Here is a 21,354-nt window from a genome sequence, read left to right on the forward strand (position 1 = left end):
TTAACAGAAATACATCCAAAATCCGAAGAGTATATAAATAGTTAAAAAGACCAGGGAATCAAATTGTTTTATAGATGTTTTTCTCTTTAAATATATATAAAAATAAACAGTGATCAAGGAAAAGAAATAAGCTCCAAACATACATCGATAATTAATTGAGCTATCATCAGAATTACCCCAAAAAAACAATGGAAATACGAAAACTACTACCCAATTAAATACACCGCTTCCCATCAAATTAGATATGGCGACAGATGAAATATTTTTTCGAATTAAATAAATGGTAAGTAAAAATTCCGGAATGCTTGTAATACTACCTATGAGTAGAGCACTTGTTAGCACATCTTTTCCGCCAAACACGAATGAAACAGCCTGGCCTGATTCTACAAGAAAAATACTGCCAAAAAACGTCAATAATACTCCATAAAGAAGTGATGAAACGGGATGTGTTTTAATAAAGGACGATGCAGGAAGTTGCCTTTCATTTAAATTCCTTAGAACACTTTTACGAACTAAATAACCAAAGAGAATAAAAAGAATGAAAAAAATTATGAAAGTAACGGGATGAATTTTTGATGTATATATGAAATTCAAAAACAGTATAAAACCAAATAAAATCTGCACCCATAGATCTTCTTCACGATGAAATCCTGAAACCCTCACAGGATATCGCCATACTACCAGACCTAGCAACAGTGTGAAATTAAAAACATTACTGCCGATTACTAGAGGAAATGGCACAGACGTATAGTGAAAATATATGCTGTATAAAACACAAAAAATTTCTGGTAATGATGTAAATGCCGACAATATTAAAAAGCCCACTGCAGCAGGCTGATGGCGAAAAAAAACTGAAATGTGAATCGTAAACCTAAATAAAAAAAAATATCCTGATCCGATGAGAATAACAGCAGGAATCAGGAGTAATTCGATCATACTAACGCTTTCGGCTTATGGTACCTTCGATTTCTTGTTTTACTTTTTCGATTTCTTTTGTTGTATCATTAAGTTTATCTTTTTCGATTACTTCTTCAGCCGAACGAGTGATTTCATTTTTTATCTCCTGAGTAGCTCTGCGAATTTCATAAATACCTCTCCCTAAACTGCGAGCAATTTCTGGAATGGAATCAGCACCGAAAAAAAGCAGAACAAACAGTAGAATGAAGACAATTTCACCAAATCCTATAAAAAGAAGCACTTTTTAAAACGCTTTATGATGAGCAAAGATATAGCCAATAAATAAAAAAGCCGGTTTTCATCCGGCTTTTTAAAAGTGCTAAATTTCACTCAAGCAAATTACAACTAAACATTTGCAGCCTTGTGTGCTTCTTGCAGCTTTATACGATCCTCTTCGCTGAAGGTATCGTATACTACAGGAGTTGCGATGAACAGAGATGAGTAAGTCCCTACGATCACGCCCATCATGAGGGCAAACATAAACCCGCGAATTACTTCACCACCAAAAATGAAAATTATTACCAATACAAATAAAGTGGTAAGAGAGGTGTTGATCGTGCGACCTAATGTATTGTTCACCGCTTCATTGATTACTTCGTTGATAGGTTTACGACGGCTGTGGGTTGCAAAATACTCGCGAATGCGGTCGAAGACAATAACAGTATCGTTAAGCGAATAACCAATAACTGTAAGCAATGCCGCGATAAAAGCCTGATCGATTTCCAGCGTAAACGGAACGATGCCGTAGAGCAACGAGAAGAGTGAAATTACCACCAGTACATCGTGGAAGGCTGCCAGAACTGCGCCAAGGCTGAATTGCCAACGGCTAAAGCGAACAAGAATATACAAGAAGATCACCAGCAATGAGAAAACCAATGCCCAAATTGCTGACTCCTTGATGTCGTCGGCTATGGTAGGACCAACCTGTCGCTCAGCCACTATACCGATTCCGCTGTCGTTATCCAGAAACTGGCTTTCAGGAACTTCAGTTGCGTAAAAAGGTTTGCAGGCCTGGTAGAGTTTGCCTTTTATTTCATTTTCTACCTCGAGTCCGGTCTGATTGATTTTGTATTTGGTGGTAACAATTACCTGATTGGCAGATCCGATGGTTTTTACGGTAGGTACAATCTTTTTTCCTGACTCATCGATAAAATATTCACCTATTGCAGTTGCCAGTTTTACTGTATTAACGGGTTGATCAAAGCGAATTTGATAAGATCGGCCACCTACAAAGTCAACGCCATAATCTAATCCTCTTGTAAACAGAGAGATGATACCTGCAACAATAATAGCTCCTGAAATAAAATAAGCGCGCTTGCGCAGAGCTAGGAAGTCAATTTTTGAATTGGTAAATATTCCTTCCGTAAACTTTGAAGAGAAAGTAATGCTTTTCTTTTTTTCTAAACGAGCCTCAAAAATCAAGCGAGTGATGAAAATGGCACAGAAAAGAGAAGTGAAAATACCGATGATCAATGTAGTAGCAAAGCCTCTGATCGGACCCGTACCAAATACATAGAGGATGATACCGGTGAGCAATGTTGTAACATTAGCGTCGATGATGGATGAGTAAGCAGCTTTGTAACCGTCAGAAATAGCCAGTTTCAATCCCTTACCGGCACGCAACTCTTCGCGAATGCGCTCGTAAATAATCACATTGGCGTCAACTGACATGCCTATGGTAAGAACTATACCGGCAATACCTGGCAAGGTTAGCACCGCACCAAGTGAGGCCAGCAGTCCAAAAATGAAGAACATGTTTACTACAAGTGCAACATTAGCAGCCACGCCTGCATTTTGGTAATAAAAGATCATGTAAATCAACACGATCACCAGCGCAATTACAAAAGACCAAATACCAGCTCTGATGGATTCTTTACCAAGAGAAGGTCCCACGACGTCAGCTTGAACGATGCGGGCAGGCGCGGCTAGTTTACCGGCTTTTAAAATGTTTGCCAAGTCTTGAGCTTCTTGGATAGTAAAATTGCCTGTGATTTGAGTACGACCACCTGGAATTTCATTTTGCACCTGCGGAAAAGAGTATACAAGATTGTCGAGCACTACTGCCACTGAGCGCTTTGGGTCTTGGCTTGCTGCTTCGCGAGTAATTTTCTGCCATTTTTGAGCACCCACGGCATTCATAGTCATGGTTACGATGGGGCGATTTCGCTCGTCAAAGTCCTGACGGGCATCGATCACCACATCGCCAGACAGATCTGGACGATCGTCGCGATTTCCTTTAATGGCTAGCAAAAACAATTGTTGTGATGACCCTTCAGGCTTAGCTGACCAAAGAAATTTCACGTATCTTTTGTCTGCCGGGAGTAATGCTCTGATTTGAGGCATTGAAAGATACTTATTTACTTTAGCTGTATCTTTTACAAGGGCTATACCAACGATCGGACCCGGAACTGCACGGTTGTTTTGAAAATCGTAATAGGGTGCAAGTACTTCAAAGAGAGGATTGTATTGATTTTCTACCACAGAGGTATCGCTTTCTGCTTTTGCAGTATCTGTAGTTGTCCTGGTTTGCTCGGCTTGCGCGGTAGTTTGTTCGTCATCTACGCTCTTGATATTAAGTATATCTGAGGCTTTTTGATCTTTCTTCTCATCAATAGTAGTTGATTCCTTATCTCTTGGCACCAGTACTCTCAAGCGCTCATTGGCCTGGCTGAGAAAGTCAAGAAATTCGGAACCTTCATAAAGATTCCAGAATTCGAGCTGAGCGGTGCTTTGCAAAAGTTTTTTCACACGCTCAGGTTCTTTCACACCCGGAAGTTCGATGAGAATGCGTCCACTGTTTTCGAGCTTTTGTATGTTTGGCTGCACAACGCCAAATTGATCAATACGGGCGCGCAATACAGTAAATACATTGTCAATAGCACCTTGTACCTCACGGCGAATTTCTTCCTTAATTTTTTCATCAGGCGCATTAAAACCTACGCGGTCGTTGAGCATTTTGGTGCCAAAAAGCGTGGGGTCGGAGTAACGCAGAGATAGGCCTTTAGCCTTCATCAGTGCATCGAGCTCTGTAAAGAACAGATTGGCGTAATTGTCCTGAGTGCTTCTCAGCTTTTTGTCTGTATTGTCAAGTGCTTCGAGGATGAGAGGATTGTTTTTATCACCAGCTAAGCTGCGAATGATGTCGCGTACCTGTACCTCTAGAATAACATTCATACCTCCCTTCAGGTCGAGGCCAAGGTTCAGTTCCTTTTGCTTGACTTCGGCGTATGTATATTTTCTTATAAGAAGATTTAAAACTTTTTCAGAAGCCATTGAGTCGAGATAGCGCTGCTCGGCTTCTCTGTCGCCCCTGGCATATTCACGGGCTTTTCGCTCTATTCTAGAAGCTGTAAAGGTAAAAGTGAGCTGGTAAAGGCAAGCGATGGCAAAGGCTATAGCAAAGCCTTTGATAAGTCCCTTATTTTGCATTCCTTACGATGGATTAATGAGTTTTTTAATTTGAGGCCGCAAATATAGCCGACCGTTTCTAATTCAAAAGTCCTGAGTTTTATTTAAATGGCCACACCTGGTTTTTAAAATCCACTCGTGCCAATCTGTAATATTTGTCAAGCGTTACTTTCTTAACTTCCTTGTATGGTACATCAGTTTTAAGCTCATAAACTGGTCGTACCCAAGGCCAATAGGGCGCTGTAACAAATCCTTGGCGAGGTTGAGTCTGATACATTAAATCGATTGGAACGAAATAGGCATATTCTTTATCGGCTTCTACATATACCTCTACAGGCATGATTGCTTTACCAGAATTTTCAATCACAACCACTGCTCGTCCGTCTGCATCTTCGCGCACCTCTTTGATGGCTACTTTAAGTGTTTTGGTGGAGTTAATCCATTGATGAAAATACCAATAGAGCTTTACACCCGACACTTTTTCCATACACTTGCGCAGTTCATCAGGGCCGGGATGTTTAAATTTATAGGTATCATAGAAGAGCCTTAGCCCCTCAATCACTTTCTCGCGACCGATGATACCTTCGAGCTGAGCTAGTAATAAAGATCCCATGTAATAGGCCGCCGTACCATAGTTTCTGTTTGTGTGAAAATGATCAGCATGAATAGCCATAGGTTCAAAATTGCCATCGCGGGCTAATGCCACATAGCGCTCAAGCGAAGGGATGTGCGGATTAGCCCGGCGGAGAGGATCGTCAGGAGGAAAGAGCTCATTCATAATCAGATCTTCCACATACGTAGTAAATCCTTCGTCCATGTAGTGATGTAGCGATTCATTAAATCCCAGAATGCCGTAAAACCAGCAATGTGCTGCCTCATGCACGCATAGGCCAACCATACCTTTTAATTCTCCGCTACCTAACACAAGTGTGGCCATCGGATATTCCATTCCTCCATCCCCACCCTGAATAAAGGAATACACAGGATAAGGATACTTTCCAACGTATTTCTCCATCAGTTTAAAGAAGCGCTCCATATAGGCAGGAAGCTGTTCCCATGTGGCTACGTTTGCGGTTCGTGGCTTGTAAAAAAATCGTAGTAGCGGGCCATCAGAAATTTGATAGGTATTATGGACATATTCCGGATCGGCAGCCCACACAAAGTCGTGCACATTTTCAGCCTTGAAGTGCCACGTAATACGCCCGTTGGGATTGTGTTTTACGGATTTTTTTGAATAACCATAACCGATTTCATCTGCATTTTGCAAAACTCCGGTAGCTGCTACTACATATCGTGCCGGCAAGGTGATGCGCACATCCCAATCGCCAAAAACGCCATAAAACTCCCTGCCGACGTAAGGATTAGGATGCCAGCCGAGCCGGTCGTAGTTGCACAGCTTCGGATACCATTGTGCCATGCTGTAAGCTACGCCTTCTACGTTGTATCGGCCTGTACGTCTGATTTGCACAGGCACCTGACTTTGGTAGCGCATTTCTATCACTGCACTATCGCCCGGCAATACAAGTGCTTTAGGTATATGGAGAATGGTTTCGTACACATTGAAGGGCGTATCCTTGCCATTCACCTTCAAAGATTGAATTCGATGGTATCCGATTTCCTCTGGCTTGAGCCTTGAGATGCGGTCACCTACCCTTCGGTCGGGATCGGCTATGGTGCGCGAGCGCACATCCATCATGCTGCCCGGCTGAAAGGCATTGTAATACAGATGAAAAAAGAGTTCATTAAGCGTATCCGGACTTTGATTGTACAACACCAGCCTTTGCAAGCCCGTAAATTGATGCCTGCGGTCGTCAAAATCTACAGTTATATCATATTTTACCCGGAGCTGCCAGTCTGTAGCATGTGCGATGTGAACGAAGAAAAATAAGGTAAGGAAGAAAAATCGTCTGTTGATCATTCGGCCAATGTTTAAACGTCAAAGAAAACCACCGGCCGAAAATAAAAAAACCGACAATATGTCGGTCGATTGAGTGGAGCTGGCGGGATTCGAACCCGCGTCCAAACAAGGAATACATCAGCTTTCTACATGCTTAGTCTGTCGTTGCTTTTTCGACCACCGGATGGAGACAGACACCCTGCCGATGGCTTAGCTGCTTCAATTTCGGGGTGTGACTGCAGCATTCACTCCCCTATTCACCCTTTTATGACACCCTGTAACCCACCGCCGGGCGAATCGGCTGTGGCAGGATGACTTGCTCTGCCACCTGGTGACAGATAAAGCTAATCAACATCCCGTTGATTAAGCAGCAAGTGCGTAGTTGTTGTTGCCATTTATGGCTGTGACCAAGATTTACGAGCGTCGTCACCTGGCTCGGCATGCTTACTGACACATTCATCTTGCTGTCAAAACCAGTCAGCCCCAAAGAACTTTGCAAGGCGCAAAATTATCAACTTTTGTGCAAAACTTTTTCCAAAATATTTACTGTTGTCTACTGCATAGTATCCCTCTCATACAGTTTTTGAGAAATATACGTGAAATCCTAAATTTTTTCGATAGGTAAATCCATAAGTATAAAATTTAATCCAAATTATTTCCCTTCATTCTGAAAGTTATTGCCTTATCATGCATTAAAATTCATTCAAGTTTTGACTAACTTAAACGATCCGGTCTGTGAGTATCATAACCCACTTTAGAAATCAAATGGGCAATGCAGGCAATCTCTAATCCTTCTATCTAATACAACCAACCGAATACTATGACTCCCTCTGAGTTCTCAAAGAGAATAGATTAAGAACAGAAAGAATGGATTTTCGATCGATTGATAAACTGCAGGATACTGCCCCATGGCAAAAATCAGTACAGTAAGAATAAGGCAATCTAAAACAGCTTCATGCGTTTAACTGATATTTTCAAAAAGAGCTGAACCAATAGGATCATTAAGCAAAATCTGAGGAGTATTACTTCCGTAATTTTTCTGTATAAAAACCTTGCAGCAAGGGTAGGCTGGAGTGTTTTAGATATTTCTTCAAACTCATCAGACTTAAGGTATTTTAAAATCAACACTACCCAAAAAATCAAACCCCCTTAAACTACTCCACCTGGTACCCAGAACCTTGGTATTTCAGCATAATTTAAACCTGTCGATTATGAGATCTACCCATTTTTCAAGAATCGGAACGGTGAGATTTTTTTAATACAGAAGTGTTCCAATAGGTATTGCAATGACTAATTAATAGTCGGATTAATGAGAACCAATAATTTGATTTGTTAGGCAGTGAAATATGCTTCTAAAATTTCTAATATTTCTGCGGGCAAAACAATGTCCATATTGAGTATCGGGCCAATACCAAGCAGGCCAAGAAAAGTTAATATTAGTGCCAGGTAAAGCTTTTTCCTACCCACAAAATACCAATAATGAATACGTGGAACAGCTGTGCAAATCACAATCTGAAACCAATAGATAGGGCAGGAAAGACGGGCACTCCGATATCAACATCGCCATAATTGGCGGGTTTATTGCCTCTGTATATTCCTACGGGTTTATTGCCTCTGTATATTCCTAAAAGATACTCGATCTGAACATTGGTGTATAGCGGAAGTTTGAAAATTTTATAATCAAACCTATATCCAAACCGAACGCTGGCAGCCAGATCAAATCCGTTGTAGAATTTATCTTGTGTCAGATCTTTATAGAAATTGTATGCAGGCCATAATTGCCCCTCGATGTTTAAATTTTTCCAGAGATATCGCCTGTAGCCGATAGGAATAGTGGAGGCACTAAACTGCCCGATAGCATCATTTTTATTAGGTTAATAATTTTTCAGATAAGTAAAGCCAATAATTAGATGGTCATTTTTTGTTAATTAACAAACCATTTGTGCGGAATAAATTCTAAAAAAGGCTACCTAAGGGAAGACTTCGATACTATATCGATGACTGTTAGTGATCTCCTGAGTATAACAGTTGAAAGAAAACATAGATGCGGTGAGAGTGGTAAGTAGAATTTTTTTTCATAATTTTACAATAAAGGCTTTATTTTAAAGGTTTTTGCAATTTTTCGCATGAGAGAGTTAATACATATGATGTCGTGTATTACGATAAAATAGTTTTACAAGGCACTGCACCAACCAATACGCCAAACGCCCGAGCCTATTCCATAACCAACTCTAAAGTATAGTTAACGATGTAATAAGCAAGTGAAAAAGAAATAATATCTGGATTAAGTTTACAATAAAAAAAAAACTACAGCCCAAGATCCTTTATCGGGTAACTTAGATAGTTTAGTAGGAGGAGATGATTTTTCAGCCGTAGCGAGCTATTGATTTGAATTTTTTACAAACATTTTAAAGAAGATCCGGGAAGAATCTTTAGTTGAGTGCAATGGAATTATCGCCTTAAAAAAATATCTAAAATTTAACAAATACAATGCACAATATAAAGTGCATAATATGTCCAAACCATTGATAAAATGTAACACTACCGAAACTTTACTGCAATACCCCAAAATGACTTCAAAAGTTCTATTATAAGCAAGGCAAAAAATCAAGGAAAAAACCAAGTAGTCTTAAAAGGGCTCTAATGCAGCCATTTTTTTGTTGTAAAACCTAATTTTTGATTTAAAAAAGAGGTTGTGCAACGGTTACCGCTGTTGTGTGCTGCCCTTCTGTTATTTCGTCCTCAATTTTCGTTTGCATGGTAGGAAATGAGACTCTCATTGTCAAGTGCTGATTTGTGTGTCGGATTGTGTGACTTGACAATGTGTGTGGCTTAGCTTTGGCTTTCATAGTCATACTTTTTCAAAAAAGGGTTTTGAATTTTGATTAGTTCGTCTCTATAAATTTTAATAAATGATTTTAATTCGATTTTCATTCTGTTCTTATTAAAATTTTCTTCGTGTCTGGGATCCTTATAACAGTGACATAAAATGCATAAACACTGTAAGTTGCTTTCCTTATTGTTTGTCTTATCACCGTCTATATGGTGAGTATGCCAATATCTCCTATGAATTGCTGCTTTGGGGGCAATCCCACATGATTCACAAGTGTAATTTCTTTTTTCTCGGTAATCTTTACTTATTTTCTCTTTGCCACGAACATATCCGAAAATATCAACTTCGATATTGTTTTTTTCAATATCACTCTTATCTAATTTGTCAAAAAAGTCTTCGGTGGTTTCAATGCTATCAAAAATCTCTCTTTTGCAATAACCACAGTATACGAGTACTTGATCTTTGTATTCTTTTCTTGTTGTCTTATCAATTAGGTCGTTAACATTTGAATTTGACCACTCGTAACGTTCTTTAAATTTACCTTCTTCGATAAACTTTCTAATGATATGGCATCTTGTAAGATGAAATTTTGGATATGACCCATAAGTTGAGATATAAGGCTCTTTAATGAACATATAGCCACGATATTTTTTACCCTCGTATTCGAGATAAATTCCATCATCTTCAAATGAAATTGAACCTGCCTTATATGCTTTTTCAAAGTCAATACCTTTAATAATTCTGAAACCACTAGAACTTTTGAGAGAGGGAAATCCCCACTCATCAAGTTTTTTAGAAAGTTTATCAAATTGATAAAGCATATTATTTACCGATTTCTTTTAAAACTCGTTCTACCAGATTTTCACTAGTAGTAATTATTCTAAATTCCACACGTCTTGAAAAATTGTTATTCGCAGGTTTGCCAGAGATAGCCGTTAGCTGCTTGTTATCATCTAATGTGCGACCATACGAAAGTCCATTAGCAGTCAACCAAAACTGGAGTCTGTGCTCATCTTTCTTGGATAAATTTTTATAGTATTCCATATTTCTGAAATACTTCAAAACTTGAGCAGACCTCAATTGTGATAATATTACATTACCAATATATGGATCTTGGTCGTATTTTAAAGCTGAAACTGTGTCAGTATGTCCTTCTATTCTTATTTCAGAAATTTTATCTTTATATTTTTCCTTCAATAAAACATTGAAATATCTTGGGAGAAAATCATCAAGAATTTGAGCAAAATAAGGCCGAATTGTGGTTTGTCCTGATTCAAAAAGAACGTCCGGATTGGTAAATTTTATAGAAAGGTCTTTGTCAAGTTCGACTTGCCATTTTTTAAAGTCATCTTTAAATTCATTTTTTAGTTCCGCATATAACTCCTCCTTAGTTGCCTTAAACTCTTCAAAGATAATATCTCTTTCTTTTTGTTTTTTTTGAACTTCAAAAATATATGATATCGCAATGAACATAAATATAACCATCAATCCCGTCATTATGTCTGAGAATGATATCCAGTTACTTTCGTTGCTTTTGTTATTTCCCTTGTGAATAGCCATTTAGTTATCTTTCATAGTTGACTATAATCCTTTGAATCAATGTGTCAAGATTTTGTAGAGTATCGTTCAATCTTTCATAAAACTCTGCATTGATATTTTCCAGGTCATCGGAAAGTCTTTTGCTCGCTTTTTCAATAATGCTCACGCCTTCATTTAACTGTTTCTTCGTATTCGCCCAGAAAACTTCATTGATATCCTTTATTTTCTCTATTTCTTCTAACCTTGTCAGAAGTTTTGCAACGCTATCACTAAAGTTCATCTGATTTCTTACCCAATTGTTAAGCTTATTTGTCGTTTCATCAAATGCTTCTGTATTATCCTTTAATGTGTCCACTGTTGAAGTTAACTTACCCACTATTTCCTGGAACTTAGTATCATCAATCATTACCTTTTGCAATTCTTCTATCAATTTAGTTAGATGGCTATTTTCATCTGTAAGCTTGGTAGTGTTTTCAGTAATTTCTTTTATAGCCTTGGCAGTAATTGCAAATTCGTTTGATACATTTCTGAATTGGTCAGTCAGTGTCTGAATCATTTCCTTGTTTTCTTGTTGCCATTGATTCATTCTTTGAACGCTATTGTTGAGCTCTTGGAAGTTTTCCTGAACCAATTTTTCAATAAGAGCAGACATTTGAGCATTAAATTCTTCTGTTGCCCGCTTCATTACTTCAACGAGAGCTTCAGTATTATTCTTAGCAAGCAACTCAGAAAATTCATCAAACTTCCTGCTTATTAGTTCATTATTCTTGTTCATTGACTCTACTATCCAGTCAATGTTTTTCTTTGCTTCTTTTGAATATTCGTTCTGTTCCGCTCTAAGCTTTTGAATTTGTGTCAAAAGACTTGTCTCTCCATCTCCACCGAGTGCCTGCTGAACTTTTTCAAGAGTTTGGTATTGTTTGTCATACTTTGTTTCTAGTTCAGTGAATTGGTTTCTAAGCTTAACTAGTTGTGTTGACAAACTATCATCTGTGTCTCCGACTAGAGAACGATTGAGTGTATTAAAATTTGAATGATTCTGTTCTTTTGAATCTTTAAGTATTAATGTCATTTCCTGCAATGCTGCTAACTCATCAGTTGGTTTTGGCGGAGCCTTCATTTCGACTGCTCTCAAAACTATTTGTGATATTTTACCAAAAAGCAGAGATAAAGAAATGCCCCAAATTGAAGTTGAAAAAGCAGTTTTAAGTCCGTCCAAAAGTGTGGGAATGCTGCCAGTGATATCATTTACATCAAATTTTCTTAAACCAAAATATATGCCGACAAAAGTCCCTAAAACTCCAAGTGTTGTAAAAACTGTAGGGATAGAATCATAAACGTATGGAACTATCTTGTTACTGTCTTTTAGCGACCAAACTCGATAAATGTAATAAAGTGAGAAAAGTGTCCAGCCAGCAATAAGGCCGTAAATAAATAGCATATATGTTTCCATTCTATCAGTCTATTTTTTAATCTTAAAGTTACTTCTTGTCATTGTCGTTGTCTTTTAGGGTTTCGCACAACGTTTTTGCAGCTATGCCCAGTAGCCATTTTGCGGGATTCGTCACTGTCACTCGGTACAATGTTTCTGCGGAGTTCGCTGTTTCAAGTTGCTCTTTCATAGGATATTAGGTGTAGGTGCTGTTACCAGCATACTTTTTTATTTCTTTATAATCATTCTTGTTTAAGTGAAACAATAATATTTCTTTTGGGTATTCATTTTTTAAGTTTTTTAGCTTTTCCAAGAAACTGATATATTTCCCACGTCCAAAGGGTGTAAAGCCTATTCTTCTTACCTTATTATTTTGACAGAATTCAAAAATCTCGTCTATGTTAGTTCTAAGTAGATTAATAACTTTTGGAATTTTGTCGAAAAAGTCTCGCTGACCCTGATCTGAAAAAGAAATTATCAAAGCATCAAGTTCTTCATAGTAATTCCAAATACTGTCATGAATTATTTGAAGTTTAAGGTGAGGGTTTATTATTATTTGAGTTTTTATCATCGCAAGCTTTCTCATTTGAAAAACTTTCGCATGTCCCCTATGATAATTATTTTTCGAAAAAATAAATGGACTCAAATATCTGTAATCATCTTCTTTTATTTCTTCGATATCATAGGGCAAGTCCATGCTAACATGATACATGTTGTGATAATAGTTTTTATTCATGATGTGAATATACTGTTCCTTGAACAAGGGCATAGCATAACCTAAAAACATATCGGAATTAATTGCATAGCTACCACCTCCTTCGTAAAGTCCTTCATTCAATGACACAAAGCAATCAATTTGTACATTCTCTTTTTTTAAAAAAGCAATTGATTCAAGGCAATCCATACCTACGCATGTGATGTTGTCAATCTTGAAAATTTGCTTAGGATACCTATTTCCATACTTGAAACAGTTATCAATAAGGTATATTCTATCAAAATAAAGTTCTTTATATTCTTCTCTAATTGGACCGGAAGCAAAATAAACTAACGTTTTCATTATAGTCTAAAAATGAGTTGATAAGCTATATCTTTCATGAGGTCTAAAGTCAGTGGTTTTTTCTAAAACTTTAAAAAGAAGTTCATTAACAGCAATAATAATCCTTGAATAAATTTCAAGCCTTTTCCTTTGAAATACCTCTGACATTTCAATTGTGTTTTTTATTCCATGAAATATGTTATTACGAACCATATAAACAAAACGGATAATATCGTTTTTAAATTTCCCAATTTTAATTTCAATAGACCTCATTAAGTTTTCAAATTCATTTTTAAAGTTTTCCCTTTCAGATTCTGTAATGCGATTATTAGGCGTTATTCTTGAAATTGTTTCAATAGTCCTATCAATAGGGTCTTTGCCCTTAATCATTTTCACAAAAAACTCTTTATCACTATTGTCGACCTTTGAAAAGATAAAATCAATCATTGCTTTGTACTTTTTAACTTCCAATGGCTCAATTTCCTTTCCATCTTCAATTCTTTTAGGGAATGCGATTAATTTTCTGTTTTTCAAACTTACTTCCCAATCAAAATTATAGAATGAATTAAAAGCAAATTAAGAATAAATGAATTTAGAAGGCTCAAATAATTTCCAGGCCCCCGGTTCGTATTCAACTATATGGTCAAATTTTTTTGTAATGTAGTGCAACCTATTTTGGTCCTCAATTTCTTCTGCAAAATTTTTTTTGATAATTTATTTTCAATTCTTCTTCCATCTCAATTTTATTTAGAGTTGCTGCTAACGTTTTCGGGCTTTGCGTTCGGGCGGGCTTTTTAGCACTACACTTGATACGAAGCACGAAAGTTCAAATGTAGCACAAAGCTTCAAGTTTACACAGCCTGCCCCGATTTTCATCGGGGTCACCCCGCCTGACGCAAAACCCATGTGCCTATTGCACAACTAACTCAAATGTGTGAAAAAATATTGTAAAAAGCAAGCATACATTTATTAAGCTTGCAGTATGCAAGGCAAAAAAGAACTACAACCCAAGATGCTCTATCAGGTGCATATAGACAGCCTGGTAGCAGAAGATTATTTTTATCGTCAGCTATCACGCGCCATTGATTTAAACTTTTTGTATAAGGCTACCGAGCCGTATTACGGCAAAGAAGGCCAGGCCAGTATCGACCCGGTGGTATTTTTCAAGATATGTTTGGTAAGCTAGGAAGGCTTTATATAGAACTAGGAAAAAGACCAATACGGATGCCAGCGAGGACATCGAGCGATACTACCCTTTAAGAAAATAGCTACCGACAGCAAAGGCTACACCAAAAGGATCTACCGCAGTGATAACAGCAAATGCAAAGATTGCCCCTTTAGACAAACCTGCATAGGCAAGAGTGATTTTAAGAAGATAGAAGACAGTATAGATAAACCGTATTACGATAGGATGCATGAAAAACTAAGCAAGAAGAAGGATTATGCCAAAAAACTAAGCCGCATACGTAGTAAGACAGTAGAGCCGGTGTTGGGCACTTTGCTGAACTATTTAAACTTAAGAAGAGTAAACACTCGAGGGATGGCGGGAGCTAACAAGCATGTATTGTTAAGTGCAATGAGTTATAACCTGAAAAAATACCTAAAGTTTATCCAACGCAAAGCACAAATAAAAGTGCAAGCCATGCCCAAACCCGAAATAAGGTGGAATACTGCCGAAAATTTTCTGCAATACCCCAAAATGGCTTCAATACTTTCATTTTAAGCGTAGCAAAAAAACGAAAGCAAAAAATCAAGAACTAAACCAAGTGCTCTTAAAAGGGCTCTAATGCAGCCATTTTTTTGCTGTAAAACTTATTTTTTGAGTTTAGAAGGGAGTTGTGCAACGGTTACCGCTGTTACCAGCTGGCGTTCTGTCGTCCGTGTCCTGGAACGCTTTACTGTCAATGATTTTTAAGTCAGTCCTTATTTTTCTGTCGAGGTTTGCGTGTCGGGTATTTTTTATTTTCAGAAGGGCAGGAGTTTTTTTAATTCAATTTTTTCTTGGGATGGGAATAAGCACGCTCTTTTGCAGCTTTGGTTTTTGTGTCTGGATTGAGCGGCTGCAAAATGTGTGTGCTTATGTGAGTTTGCTATTTGGCAAGTTGTAATATTCTGTATGCTCCCCTTGCTACAATGATAAATACAATTGCTCCAATGATTAAGTCAGGATAGGATGAATTGAGCCAATTTACCAAAAGTCCTGCCGTGATTACTCCTGTATTGATGATGACATCATTTGAAGTAAAAATCATACTTGCCTGCATATGTGCTTCTTTACTTTTGCCTTTTTGCAAGAGATACAAGCAAATTGTATTCGCAACCAAAGCGAAAATGGAAACGATAATCATTGTTTGAAAGTCAGGAATTTTTTCTATGCCGATAAATCTTCTTATGACTTCTGTAAACCCGATAAGAGCAAGGACGATTTGAAAATACCCTGCAAACTTTGCAATGTTCTTTTTTCTTGCGACCGTTCCGCCAACTGCAAACAAGGCAAGACCGTAAACAATGCCATCTGCCAACATATCCAAACTGTCAGCTACCAAGCCCATTGAATTAGCAATGAAACCTGTAATTATTTCAATAATGAAAAATGAAACATTGATAATTAAAACTGTCCAAAGTAATCTACTTTCTTTGCCATTAGATTCTACATCAAAAGTCATTTCATTTTGTTCTGTTGAAACCAATTTTGTGTTCAGGTTTAAACTTTCCAATAATGCTAAAATTGATTCAACTTGTCCGTTATGATATACAGTAAGTTTTCTGTTGGCTATGTCAAACTCCAATGATTTTATGTTGTCCAAACTCTCCAATTTCATTTTTATCAATTGTTCTTCACTTGAACAATCCATTTTTGATATATGAAAAATGCTTTTTGTTGTCATAACTAAATCCCTTCTAATTTAAACCTAACTCCAACATAAATTTCTCGTCCCCGTGTCGGACCCCAAACGGAAGATGTGTCAAAGTATGGACTGAACGGGTTTTGCCAACTGATTATCGGTTGTTTTTGGCGGAAGTCAAAAATATTTTCGCAACCTGCATATACTTCAAATTTCTTGAAGTTGTAAGTGAACTGTGCATTTACGATTGTGTAAGGTTGAGAAAAGTCAGGTCGTTGAAATTCTATTGGGTTTGATTTAGTGTCGGGCAAACGTTGTTCTCCATACCAATGGACATTTAAATCAAAGTGAAATTTGTTTGTCAAGGGTTTATAGCTAAAAGTTGTCAGCACTTTGTGCATAGGGTTGAACGGTAATAATTGTTTTGTTTCTCCCTTTTGTCGGTAAACATCCAAAAAATTATATCCTGTTTTCAATTCAAACCTTCTGTAAATTTTAAAATACAATTCTGCCTGAAAACCGTTGCTTAAACTTGTCCCCGTAAAGTTTTTTATAATTGCTTTAGTGGGGTCTGTGTCGTAGTCAGGAAAGATTTGATTTTGAAAATCTGTTCGGTAGTAATCAGCACTGAAGTAACCTGAAAAGTTGTTGTCTTTCGTCTCAAACTTTTGTGTCAGGTTTATGCCAAAGTTTACCGCTTTTTCGGGTTGTAATTGCTCGGCAAAAATGATGTCTCTTGAACTAACAAGCAATCCGATATTCTCGCTGAATAAGTTCACCGTTCTCCAACCCGTTCCGACATTTGCCCGAACAATGGTATTGGGAGCAATGTCGTATTTCAACAAAGTTCTTGGTGTAAACTGAAAACCGAATTGGTTGTGGTGGTCGCCCCGAACACCAGTAATCCAAGTGAGTTTATTATTTAAAAAACGCATTGTGTTTTCGGCAAAAATTCCGGGAATGTTTTCTAAACGCTGATAATTTCCTGCATAAGTCCGCTGTAAAAAAGTATCGGTAAATGCAATATCTTCATTCAAGTTCAGATGACGGTAACTTATTCCTGTTTTCAAATCGTGTTTGGAGTAGTTCAGTTCATACTGAATGTTTCCGTAAAAATTGGTTTGTTGTGCATTGTATTTTACCGTTCCGAAAAATGAATTTTGTTGTTGATGAAAAGCCGAAGCAAACATAACGACATTGTGTTTATCATTTATGCGATAACCTGTTTTCGTCCAAATTTCTGGTTGGTTAATATTTACACTCTGCCCGTAAACGCTCGTGCTTCCTTTGTCGCCTTCAGCATTGAAAAAAGTTTGTCCGCCAATGCGTTGTTCATTGAAAAAACGTAAACCAATTCTGCTGTTCCAACCCCAATCTTTTTCATTTCCGTATTTCCATTTGTTGGAAATCATATAACGGGTAAGCAAAGGCAAATCAAGAAAATTATCGTTGTCTCGGTCAATTTTATTGGCTGGTTGCACGGTGTGAAACGCTGTTAAATTGCTCCATTTGCCTTGTTTAAAAGCATAGTTGGCATTGAAGTGCTTCTCCAAGAAATTGTTCATATACGCGTTGAGCAACAAGCGGTCTGTTTTGTCGGGTTCTTTAGTTTCCACATTGATTTGTCCGCTAATGCTCTCATAACCTTGCAACACGCTGTTTGCTCCTTTTGAAACATAGATATTGTCAACCAATGTGCCAGGAATACTGCTGATACCATAAGTGTAGGACAAACCTTGTATCATTGGAAAGCCGTCAATCAACACTTGGTTGTAAACGCCCGATAAACCTAAAATCCGTAACTCTTTTGAGTTCGTAATTACATTAGTCGTTTGCGGTTGCACGGTGGTTTGTGTTTCAAAGCAACCTGCCAAGTCGCAACAAGCAGATTTTCTTAATTCTGTTTGCGTAATTTGCTCGGTTTTAATTGGCTTGATGTCTGAAATGATAATTCCGTTCCGTTGCCCTTGAACGACTACTTCATTAAGTGTTTTTGTTTCTTGCAAACGGAACTCAACAAAGGTTTGATTGGTAATTTCAATCGTGTCAGGCGAATGTCCCACATAACTTGCGATGAGTTTTTTGTCTGAAATATCTTTTACAGAAATTTCAAATTCTCCTTTGTTGCCTGTGGATACGCCAATAGTTGTACCAAGCCAATAAACGCTTGCACCAATTAGCGATTCTTTTTTGTCGTTGGTTACTTTTCCTAAAATAGTTTGTGCCGAAAGGCTAAACGGAAAAAGTAAATCAACAATGAATATGTATTTTTTCATTGTCTTGATTTTTAAAAGTAGTGCAAGGCATTGAAAAGCACCCTGCACTATAAAATGATTTACTGTTTTATTTTGTATGGTCTTTCGTCAGGGTTTTCGCAACTGCCTGTGTTTTCAATAGCAGCAAAAATTTCCTTTTCCGTAACCAATGCAGGATTATATTTCAATTCAAAGGTTGTTGTTGTGCCTTGTTTTCCCGCTTTGCAACTGATCACGCCTTTCACTTTCTCCACATTGGCGGAAATCATTTTCAAGTCCATTGAACAGGTAATACCCTTAACCTTTATGGTAACTATTTTTAAACTGTCCGTTGTCTGGTTGTTAGGTGTTGTTTGCGAAAACGCACTGTTTGCTGTGGCTGTCAATACTATGAAAGCCAAAACGAATGATTTTATGAATTTCATTTTTTCTGATTTTGAATTGTTTAACGATAAGAATTACTGCTCCGAGTTTTTCGGTGCAATGTCTAATAGGTTGTTAAACAATTTTTGGCGGTTGCCAAACGTCAGAAGCAAATTGAGAAGTAAAAGCGGATTGATAGGTAAATCCTTTGTCTGAGAAAGCTGTTGGTTTGGGAAGATAGTCAAACGGTAAATTCAAGCAAACTAAAACGCAAGAACTACAAACCTGAAAAGGGTTACAGGATTTTCCGTCACAGTCGTTGTCTTTATTTTGTTCTTGTGAGTTGTCATTGTCTGAAATCGGGGTGCATTGTCCGCCACAACAATTTTGCACGGTGTCTGTCTGCAATGAAAGCAAATCAATTCCCGGCTTAACAGCAAGGAATAGAATAAAAGTTGCTAATATGAATGTCAATAATTTCATTGCTCTGCAAAGATATGATTTGTTTATGAAATCCTAACCTGTGCGTTGGCAAAATTGGCTCTTTGGCTTTTGCCGAAGGGTTGGCTTTGAGTGTCGGGGCAAAAGCCAATGTGCCAATGTGGGTTGGCTAAAAATTGAATTAAAAAAGTGCGGTGGGGAAAATAAAAAATATAGAAGGGGAGGCAATGAGTGTCGGCCTACATGCTGTCCAACTGTATGTTTTAAAAGTCCTGTTCATTCGTCAAGTTTTGTAAAGCGTTTTTGTCAGTCGGTAGGGGCGTTGTCTGCTTTGTCGGTGTCTTTTTACGCTTGCTGGTAACGGTCGAGTGTATGTGCCGTAAGGGTTTGCGGAGCAGTAACCTGTCCACCGACACGAAAGTTTGAGCGGGCTACAATGCTTGAATACCCACTGAAACCCTTATGGCATATACACTTTGTGCTTGTTGCACAACTAACTCAAAACTGTGAAAAAATAATGTAAAAAACAAGCATAAAAGCGATAATATTTGATTAAGCTTGCAAAATGCAAGGCAGAAAAGAATTACAACCCAAAATGCTCTATCAGGTGCATATAGACAGCCTGGTACCGGAAGATAATTTTTATCGTCAGCTGTCAAGAGCCATTGATTTAAACTTTTTGTATAAAGCTACCGAGCCCTATTACGGCAAAGAAGGCCAGGCCAGTATCGACCCGGTGGTATTTTTCAAAATATGTTTGGTAAGCTAGGAAGGCTTTATATAGAACTAGGAAAAAGACCAATACGAATGCCAGCGAGGAAACAGGGCCATATTACCTTTCAGGAAAATAGCAACAGACAGCAAGGGTTACACCAAAAGGATCTACCGCAGCGATAACAGCAAATGCAAAGATTGCCCCTTAAGACAAACCTGCATAGGCAAGAGTGATTTTAAGAAGATAGAAGACAGCATTGATAAACCCTATTACGATAGGATGCATGAAAAACTAAGCAAGAAGAAGGATTATGCTAAAAAACGAAGCCGCATACGTAGTAAGACAGTAGAGCCGGTGTTGGGCACTTTGCTGAACTATTTAAACTTAAGAAGAGTAAACACTCGAGGGATGGCGGGAGCTAACAAGCATGTATTGTTGAGTGCAATGAGTTATAATCTGAAAAAATACCTAAAGTTTATCCAACGCAAAGCACTGATAAAAGTGCAAGCTATGCAACAATATGAGAAAGTATGTAGTAATATAAAAAATTGTATCAAATATTTTTATTTGAATCCCCATATTGTCCAATTAAACGAAGAATAAAAATAATCAACAATTCCGAATGTGCATAAAACGCAGCTTTTGCATTCAAAAATATAAAAAAAACTTAGTTTTTTGAATTTAAAAAAAGGTTGTACATCGGTTATTTATGTTGGTGGTTATCTTTTCATTCCCTTTAAAGTTTTTCCCATAATTGAACTTTAAGTTTATCCTAACTGCTAAATTCATTAATTCTGGGTACCCTGGGATGAGCGAGGCTGAAAAATCGATTCTGTCCGATATCATATACTTGTATTCAATTTCACCTCCATACCACAAAAATAAGTGTTGCCATCTATCATTGAAACCACCCTTAAATCTGTCTCGATTGACATATCCATTAATTTATTGCCAATTTCTTCTTTACACCAAGGTTGGTCCTATTCCTCCAAATAAGCTATGCTTGCCTTTTTTAAAGATTTTTGCTCTTAATCCAATATGCGAAAAACCACCTAATTTCTCCGCACAGTCAGCGTACAATGCCTGAACTGCTTTTACAGATATTATATCAATATATACAAACTTTTCAATCAGAATCTCTATTCCATAGTTCATTACTAAATATGCGTTATTATCTAATTTATTTGACATCAAGAAAGAATTTTCTTTTTCTCCTTTTGGATGAATGCTAAGTCCAAAGAATTTCAAACCAATATTATCTTGTACCATTGCTCCTTTACTCAAAATAAAGAAGGAAATTACTATAATAAGTATGATAGAATTGTTCATTTATTTTAATTTATATATTCACAAAAATATTTTTTTGCTCGGCTTTCAGGTCAAATTTAGTAACACAAAACTTTGAACTAAGCTCAAAAATTGATTCGAAAAACTGCACTTGAATTTAAACACTTCACCCTGTACGAAGCCAAATGCATGTTGGCGGTTCTTTTATTTTATTTTTTTACATATTTCAGTTTTCGCATATTGTATTATTATCACTTTAGATCTGGTTAAGTTTTTCACATTCCTTCGTCTGCGTCAATCATTAGCCTTGTTCCAAATTTATTCCTAAACATTTCATTTCTTAAA

Annotated in this window: 16 protein-coding genes, 1 other RNA gene and 2 pseudogenes; 4 read left to right on the plus strand and 15 right to left on the minus strand. The window is 37.4% G+C overall.

What is annotated here, in order from left to right:
• The 10 genes from ACK4EX_RS09235 to ACK4EX_RS09280 all read right to left on the minus strand — a co-directional run bounded on the left by ACK4EX_RS09235 (position 1) and on the right by ACK4EX_RS09280 (position 13,636).
• Positions 1-936, minus strand: a complete 936-nt coding sequence (locus ACK4EX_RS09235) for a hypothetical protein (protein WP_409772070.1) — start codon at positions 934-936, stop codon at positions 1-3.
• 1 nt (position 937) lies between these two features.
• Positions 938-1,198, minus strand: coding sequence for a twin-arginine translocase TatA/TatE family subunit (locus tag ACK4EX_RS09240; RefSeq protein ID WP_409772072.1), 261 nt, complete (start codon positions 1,196-1,198; stop codon positions 938-940).
• Between the two features lie 104 nt (positions 1,199-1,302).
• Positions 1,303-4,386, minus strand: coding sequence for a protein translocase subunit SecDF (gene secDF / locus ACK4EX_RS09245; RefSeq protein ID WP_409772073.1), 3,084 nt, complete (start codon positions 4,384-4,386; stop codon positions 1,303-1,305).
• Positions 4,387-4,465: 79 nt separating this feature from the next.
• Positions 4,466-6,283 (minus strand): M1 family metallopeptidase, encoded by a 1,818-nt coding sequence (locus ACK4EX_RS09250; protein WP_409772076.1) that lies wholly within the window; start codon positions 6,281-6,283, stop codon positions 4,466-4,468.
• Between the two features lie 71 nt (positions 6,284-6,354).
• Positions 6,355-6,747: a transfer-messenger RNA gene (gene ssrA / locus ACK4EX_RS09255) on the minus strand.
• Positions 6,748-9,094: 2,347 nt separating this feature from the next.
• Entirely contained in the window at positions 9,095-9,916 is an 822-nt protein-coding gene (locus ACK4EX_RS09260) for an HNH endonuclease signature motif containing protein (protein WP_409772078.1), read from the minus strand.
• Position 9,917: 1 nt separating this feature from the next.
• Positions 9,918-10,655, minus strand: a complete 738-nt coding sequence (locus tag ACK4EX_RS09265; protein ID WP_409772079.1) for a flagellar motor protein MotB — start codon at positions 10,653-10,655, stop codon at positions 9,918-9,920.
• A gap of 4 nt (positions 10,656-10,659) precedes the next feature.
• The gene (locus ACK4EX_RS09270) at positions 10,660-12,087 is read right to left on the minus strand and encodes a hypothetical protein (RefSeq protein WP_409772081.1); all 1,428 of its coding nucleotides are present in this window, start codon (positions 12,085-12,087) and stop codon (positions 10,660-10,662) included.
• Positions 12,088-12,262: 175 nt separating this feature from the next.
• Positions 12,263-13,123 (minus strand): hypothetical protein, encoded by an 861-nt coding sequence (locus ACK4EX_RS09275; RefSeq protein WP_409772083.1) that lies wholly within the window; start codon positions 13,121-13,123, stop codon positions 12,263-12,265.
• A 6-nt stretch (positions 13,124-13,129) separates the two neighbouring features.
• Positions 13,130-13,636, minus strand: coding sequence for a hypothetical protein (locus ACK4EX_RS09280; RefSeq protein WP_409772084.1), 507 nt, complete (start codon positions 13,634-13,636; stop codon positions 13,130-13,132).
• 448 nt (positions 13,637-14,084) lie between these two features.
• On the opposite strand from ACK4EX_RS09280, the gene ACK4EX_RS09285 reads away from it, so the two are divergent.
• Positions 14,085-14,288, plus strand: coding sequence for a hypothetical protein (locus tag ACK4EX_RS09285; protein WP_409772086.1), 204 nt, complete (start codon positions 14,085-14,087; stop codon positions 14,286-14,288).
• A 51-nt stretch (positions 14,289-14,339) separates the two neighbouring features.
• A pseudogene (locus ACK4EX_RS09290) lies at positions 14,340-14,825 on the plus strand (transposase); the annotation flags it as partial.
• Positions 14,826-15,192: 367 nt separating this feature from the next.
• Here the strand turns inward: ACK4EX_RS09290 and ACK4EX_RS09295 are convergent.
• The 4 genes from ACK4EX_RS09295 to ACK4EX_RS09310 all read right to left on the minus strand — a co-directional run bounded on the left by ACK4EX_RS09295 (position 15,193) and on the right by ACK4EX_RS09310 (position 19,049).
• The gene (locus ACK4EX_RS09295; protein WP_409772088.1) at positions 15,193-15,990 is read right to left on the minus strand and encodes a cation transporter; all 798 of its coding nucleotides are present in this window, start codon (positions 15,988-15,990) and stop codon (positions 15,193-15,195) included.
• A 2-nt stretch (positions 15,991-15,992) separates the two neighbouring features.
• Complete coding sequence (locus ACK4EX_RS09300) at positions 15,993-18,224, minus strand: TonB-dependent receptor (protein ID WP_409772090.1); 2,232 nt, start codon at positions 18,222-18,224, stop codon at positions 15,993-15,995.
• Positions 18,225-18,283: 59 nt separating this feature from the next.
• A complete protein-coding gene (locus ACK4EX_RS09305; RefSeq protein WP_409772092.1) occupies positions 18,284-18,628 on the minus strand; it encodes a heavy-metal-associated domain-containing protein in 345 nt (114 codons plus the stop codon).
• A gap of 73 nt (positions 18,629-18,701) precedes the next feature.
• Positions 18,702-19,049 (minus strand): hypothetical protein, encoded by a 348-nt coding sequence (locus ACK4EX_RS09310; protein ID WP_409772094.1) that lies wholly within the window; start codon positions 19,047-19,049, stop codon positions 18,702-18,704.
• A gap of 523 nt (positions 19,050-19,572) precedes the next feature.
• On the opposite strand from ACK4EX_RS09310, the gene ACK4EX_RS09315 reads away from it, so the two are divergent.
• Entirely contained in the window at positions 19,573-19,776 is a 204-nt protein-coding gene (locus ACK4EX_RS09315) for a hypothetical protein (protein ID WP_409772097.1), read from the plus strand.
• A 51-nt stretch (positions 19,777-19,827) separates the two neighbouring features.
• Positions 19,828-20,325, plus strand: a pseudogene (locus tag ACK4EX_RS09320) (transposase); the annotation flags it as partial.
• 360 nt (positions 20,326-20,685) lie between these two features.
• Here the strand turns inward: ACK4EX_RS09320 and ACK4EX_RS09325 are convergent.
• On the minus strand, positions 20,686-21,051 hold the full coding sequence (locus ACK4EX_RS09325) for a hypothetical protein (RefSeq protein WP_409772099.1): 366 nt from the start codon (positions 21,049-21,051) through the stop codon (positions 20,686-20,688).
• Between the last annotated feature and the right edge of the window lie 303 nt (positions 21,052-21,354).

Source organism: Thermaurantimonas sp., assembly GCF_046299575.1.
Taxonomy (GTDB): domain Bacteria; phylum Bacteroidota; class Bacteroidia; order Flavobacteriales; family Schleiferiaceae; genus Thermaurantimonas.

Excerpts from the sequence above, each read along its gene's own strand:
- ACK4EX_RS09285 (WP_409772086.1), top strand. The coding sequence starts at position 14,085 with ATGCAAGGCAAAAAAGAACTACAACCCAAGATGCTCTATCAGGTGCAT.
- secDF (WP_409772073.1), bottom strand. The coding sequence starts at position 4,386 with ATGCAAAATAAGGGACTTATCAAAGGCTTTGCTATAGCCTTTGCCATC.
- ACK4EX_RS09325 (WP_409772099.1), bottom strand. The coding sequence starts at position 21,051 with ATGAACAATTCTATCATACTTATTATAGTAATTTCCTTCTTTATTTTG.
- ACK4EX_RS09260 (WP_409772078.1), bottom strand. The coding sequence starts at position 9,916 with ATGCTTTATCAATTTGATAAACTTTCTAAAAAACTTGATGAGTGGGGA.
- ACK4EX_RS09305 (WP_409772092.1), bottom strand. The coding sequence starts at position 18,628 with ATGAAATTCATAAAATCATTCGTTTTGGCTTTCATAGTATTGACAGCC.
- ACK4EX_RS09315 (WP_409772097.1), top strand. The coding sequence starts at position 19,573 with ATGCAAGGCAGAAAAGAATTACAACCCAAAATGCTCTATCAGGTGCAT.
- ACK4EX_RS09295 (WP_409772088.1), bottom strand. The coding sequence starts at position 15,990 with ATGACAACAAAAAGCATTTTTCATATATCAAAAATGGATTGTTCAAGT.
- ACK4EX_RS09270 (WP_409772081.1), bottom strand. The coding sequence starts at position 12,087 with ATGGAAACATATATGCTATTTATTTACGGCCTTATTGCTGGCTGGACA.
- ACK4EX_RS09300 (WP_409772090.1), bottom strand. The coding sequence starts at position 18,224 with ATGAAAAAATACATATTCATTGTTGATTTACTTTTTCCGTTTAGCCTT.
- ACK4EX_RS09265 (WP_409772079.1), bottom strand. The coding sequence starts at position 10,655 with ATGGCTATTCACAAGGGAAATAACAAAAGCAACGAAAGTAACTGGATA.
- ACK4EX_RS09235 (WP_409772070.1), bottom strand. The coding sequence starts at position 936 with ATGATCGAATTACTCCTGATTCCTGCTGTTATTCTCATCGGATCAGGA.
- ACK4EX_RS09310 (WP_409772094.1), bottom strand. The coding sequence starts at position 19,049 with ATGAAATTATTGACATTCATATTAGCAACTTTTATTCTATTCCTTGCT.
- ACK4EX_RS09275 (WP_409772083.1), bottom strand. The coding sequence starts at position 13,123 with ATGAAAACGTTAGTTTATTTTGCTTCCGGTCCAATTAGAGAAGAATAT.
- ACK4EX_RS09250 (WP_409772076.1), bottom strand. The coding sequence starts at position 6,283 with ATGATCAACAGACGATTTTTCTTCCTTACCTTATTTTTCTTCGTTCAC.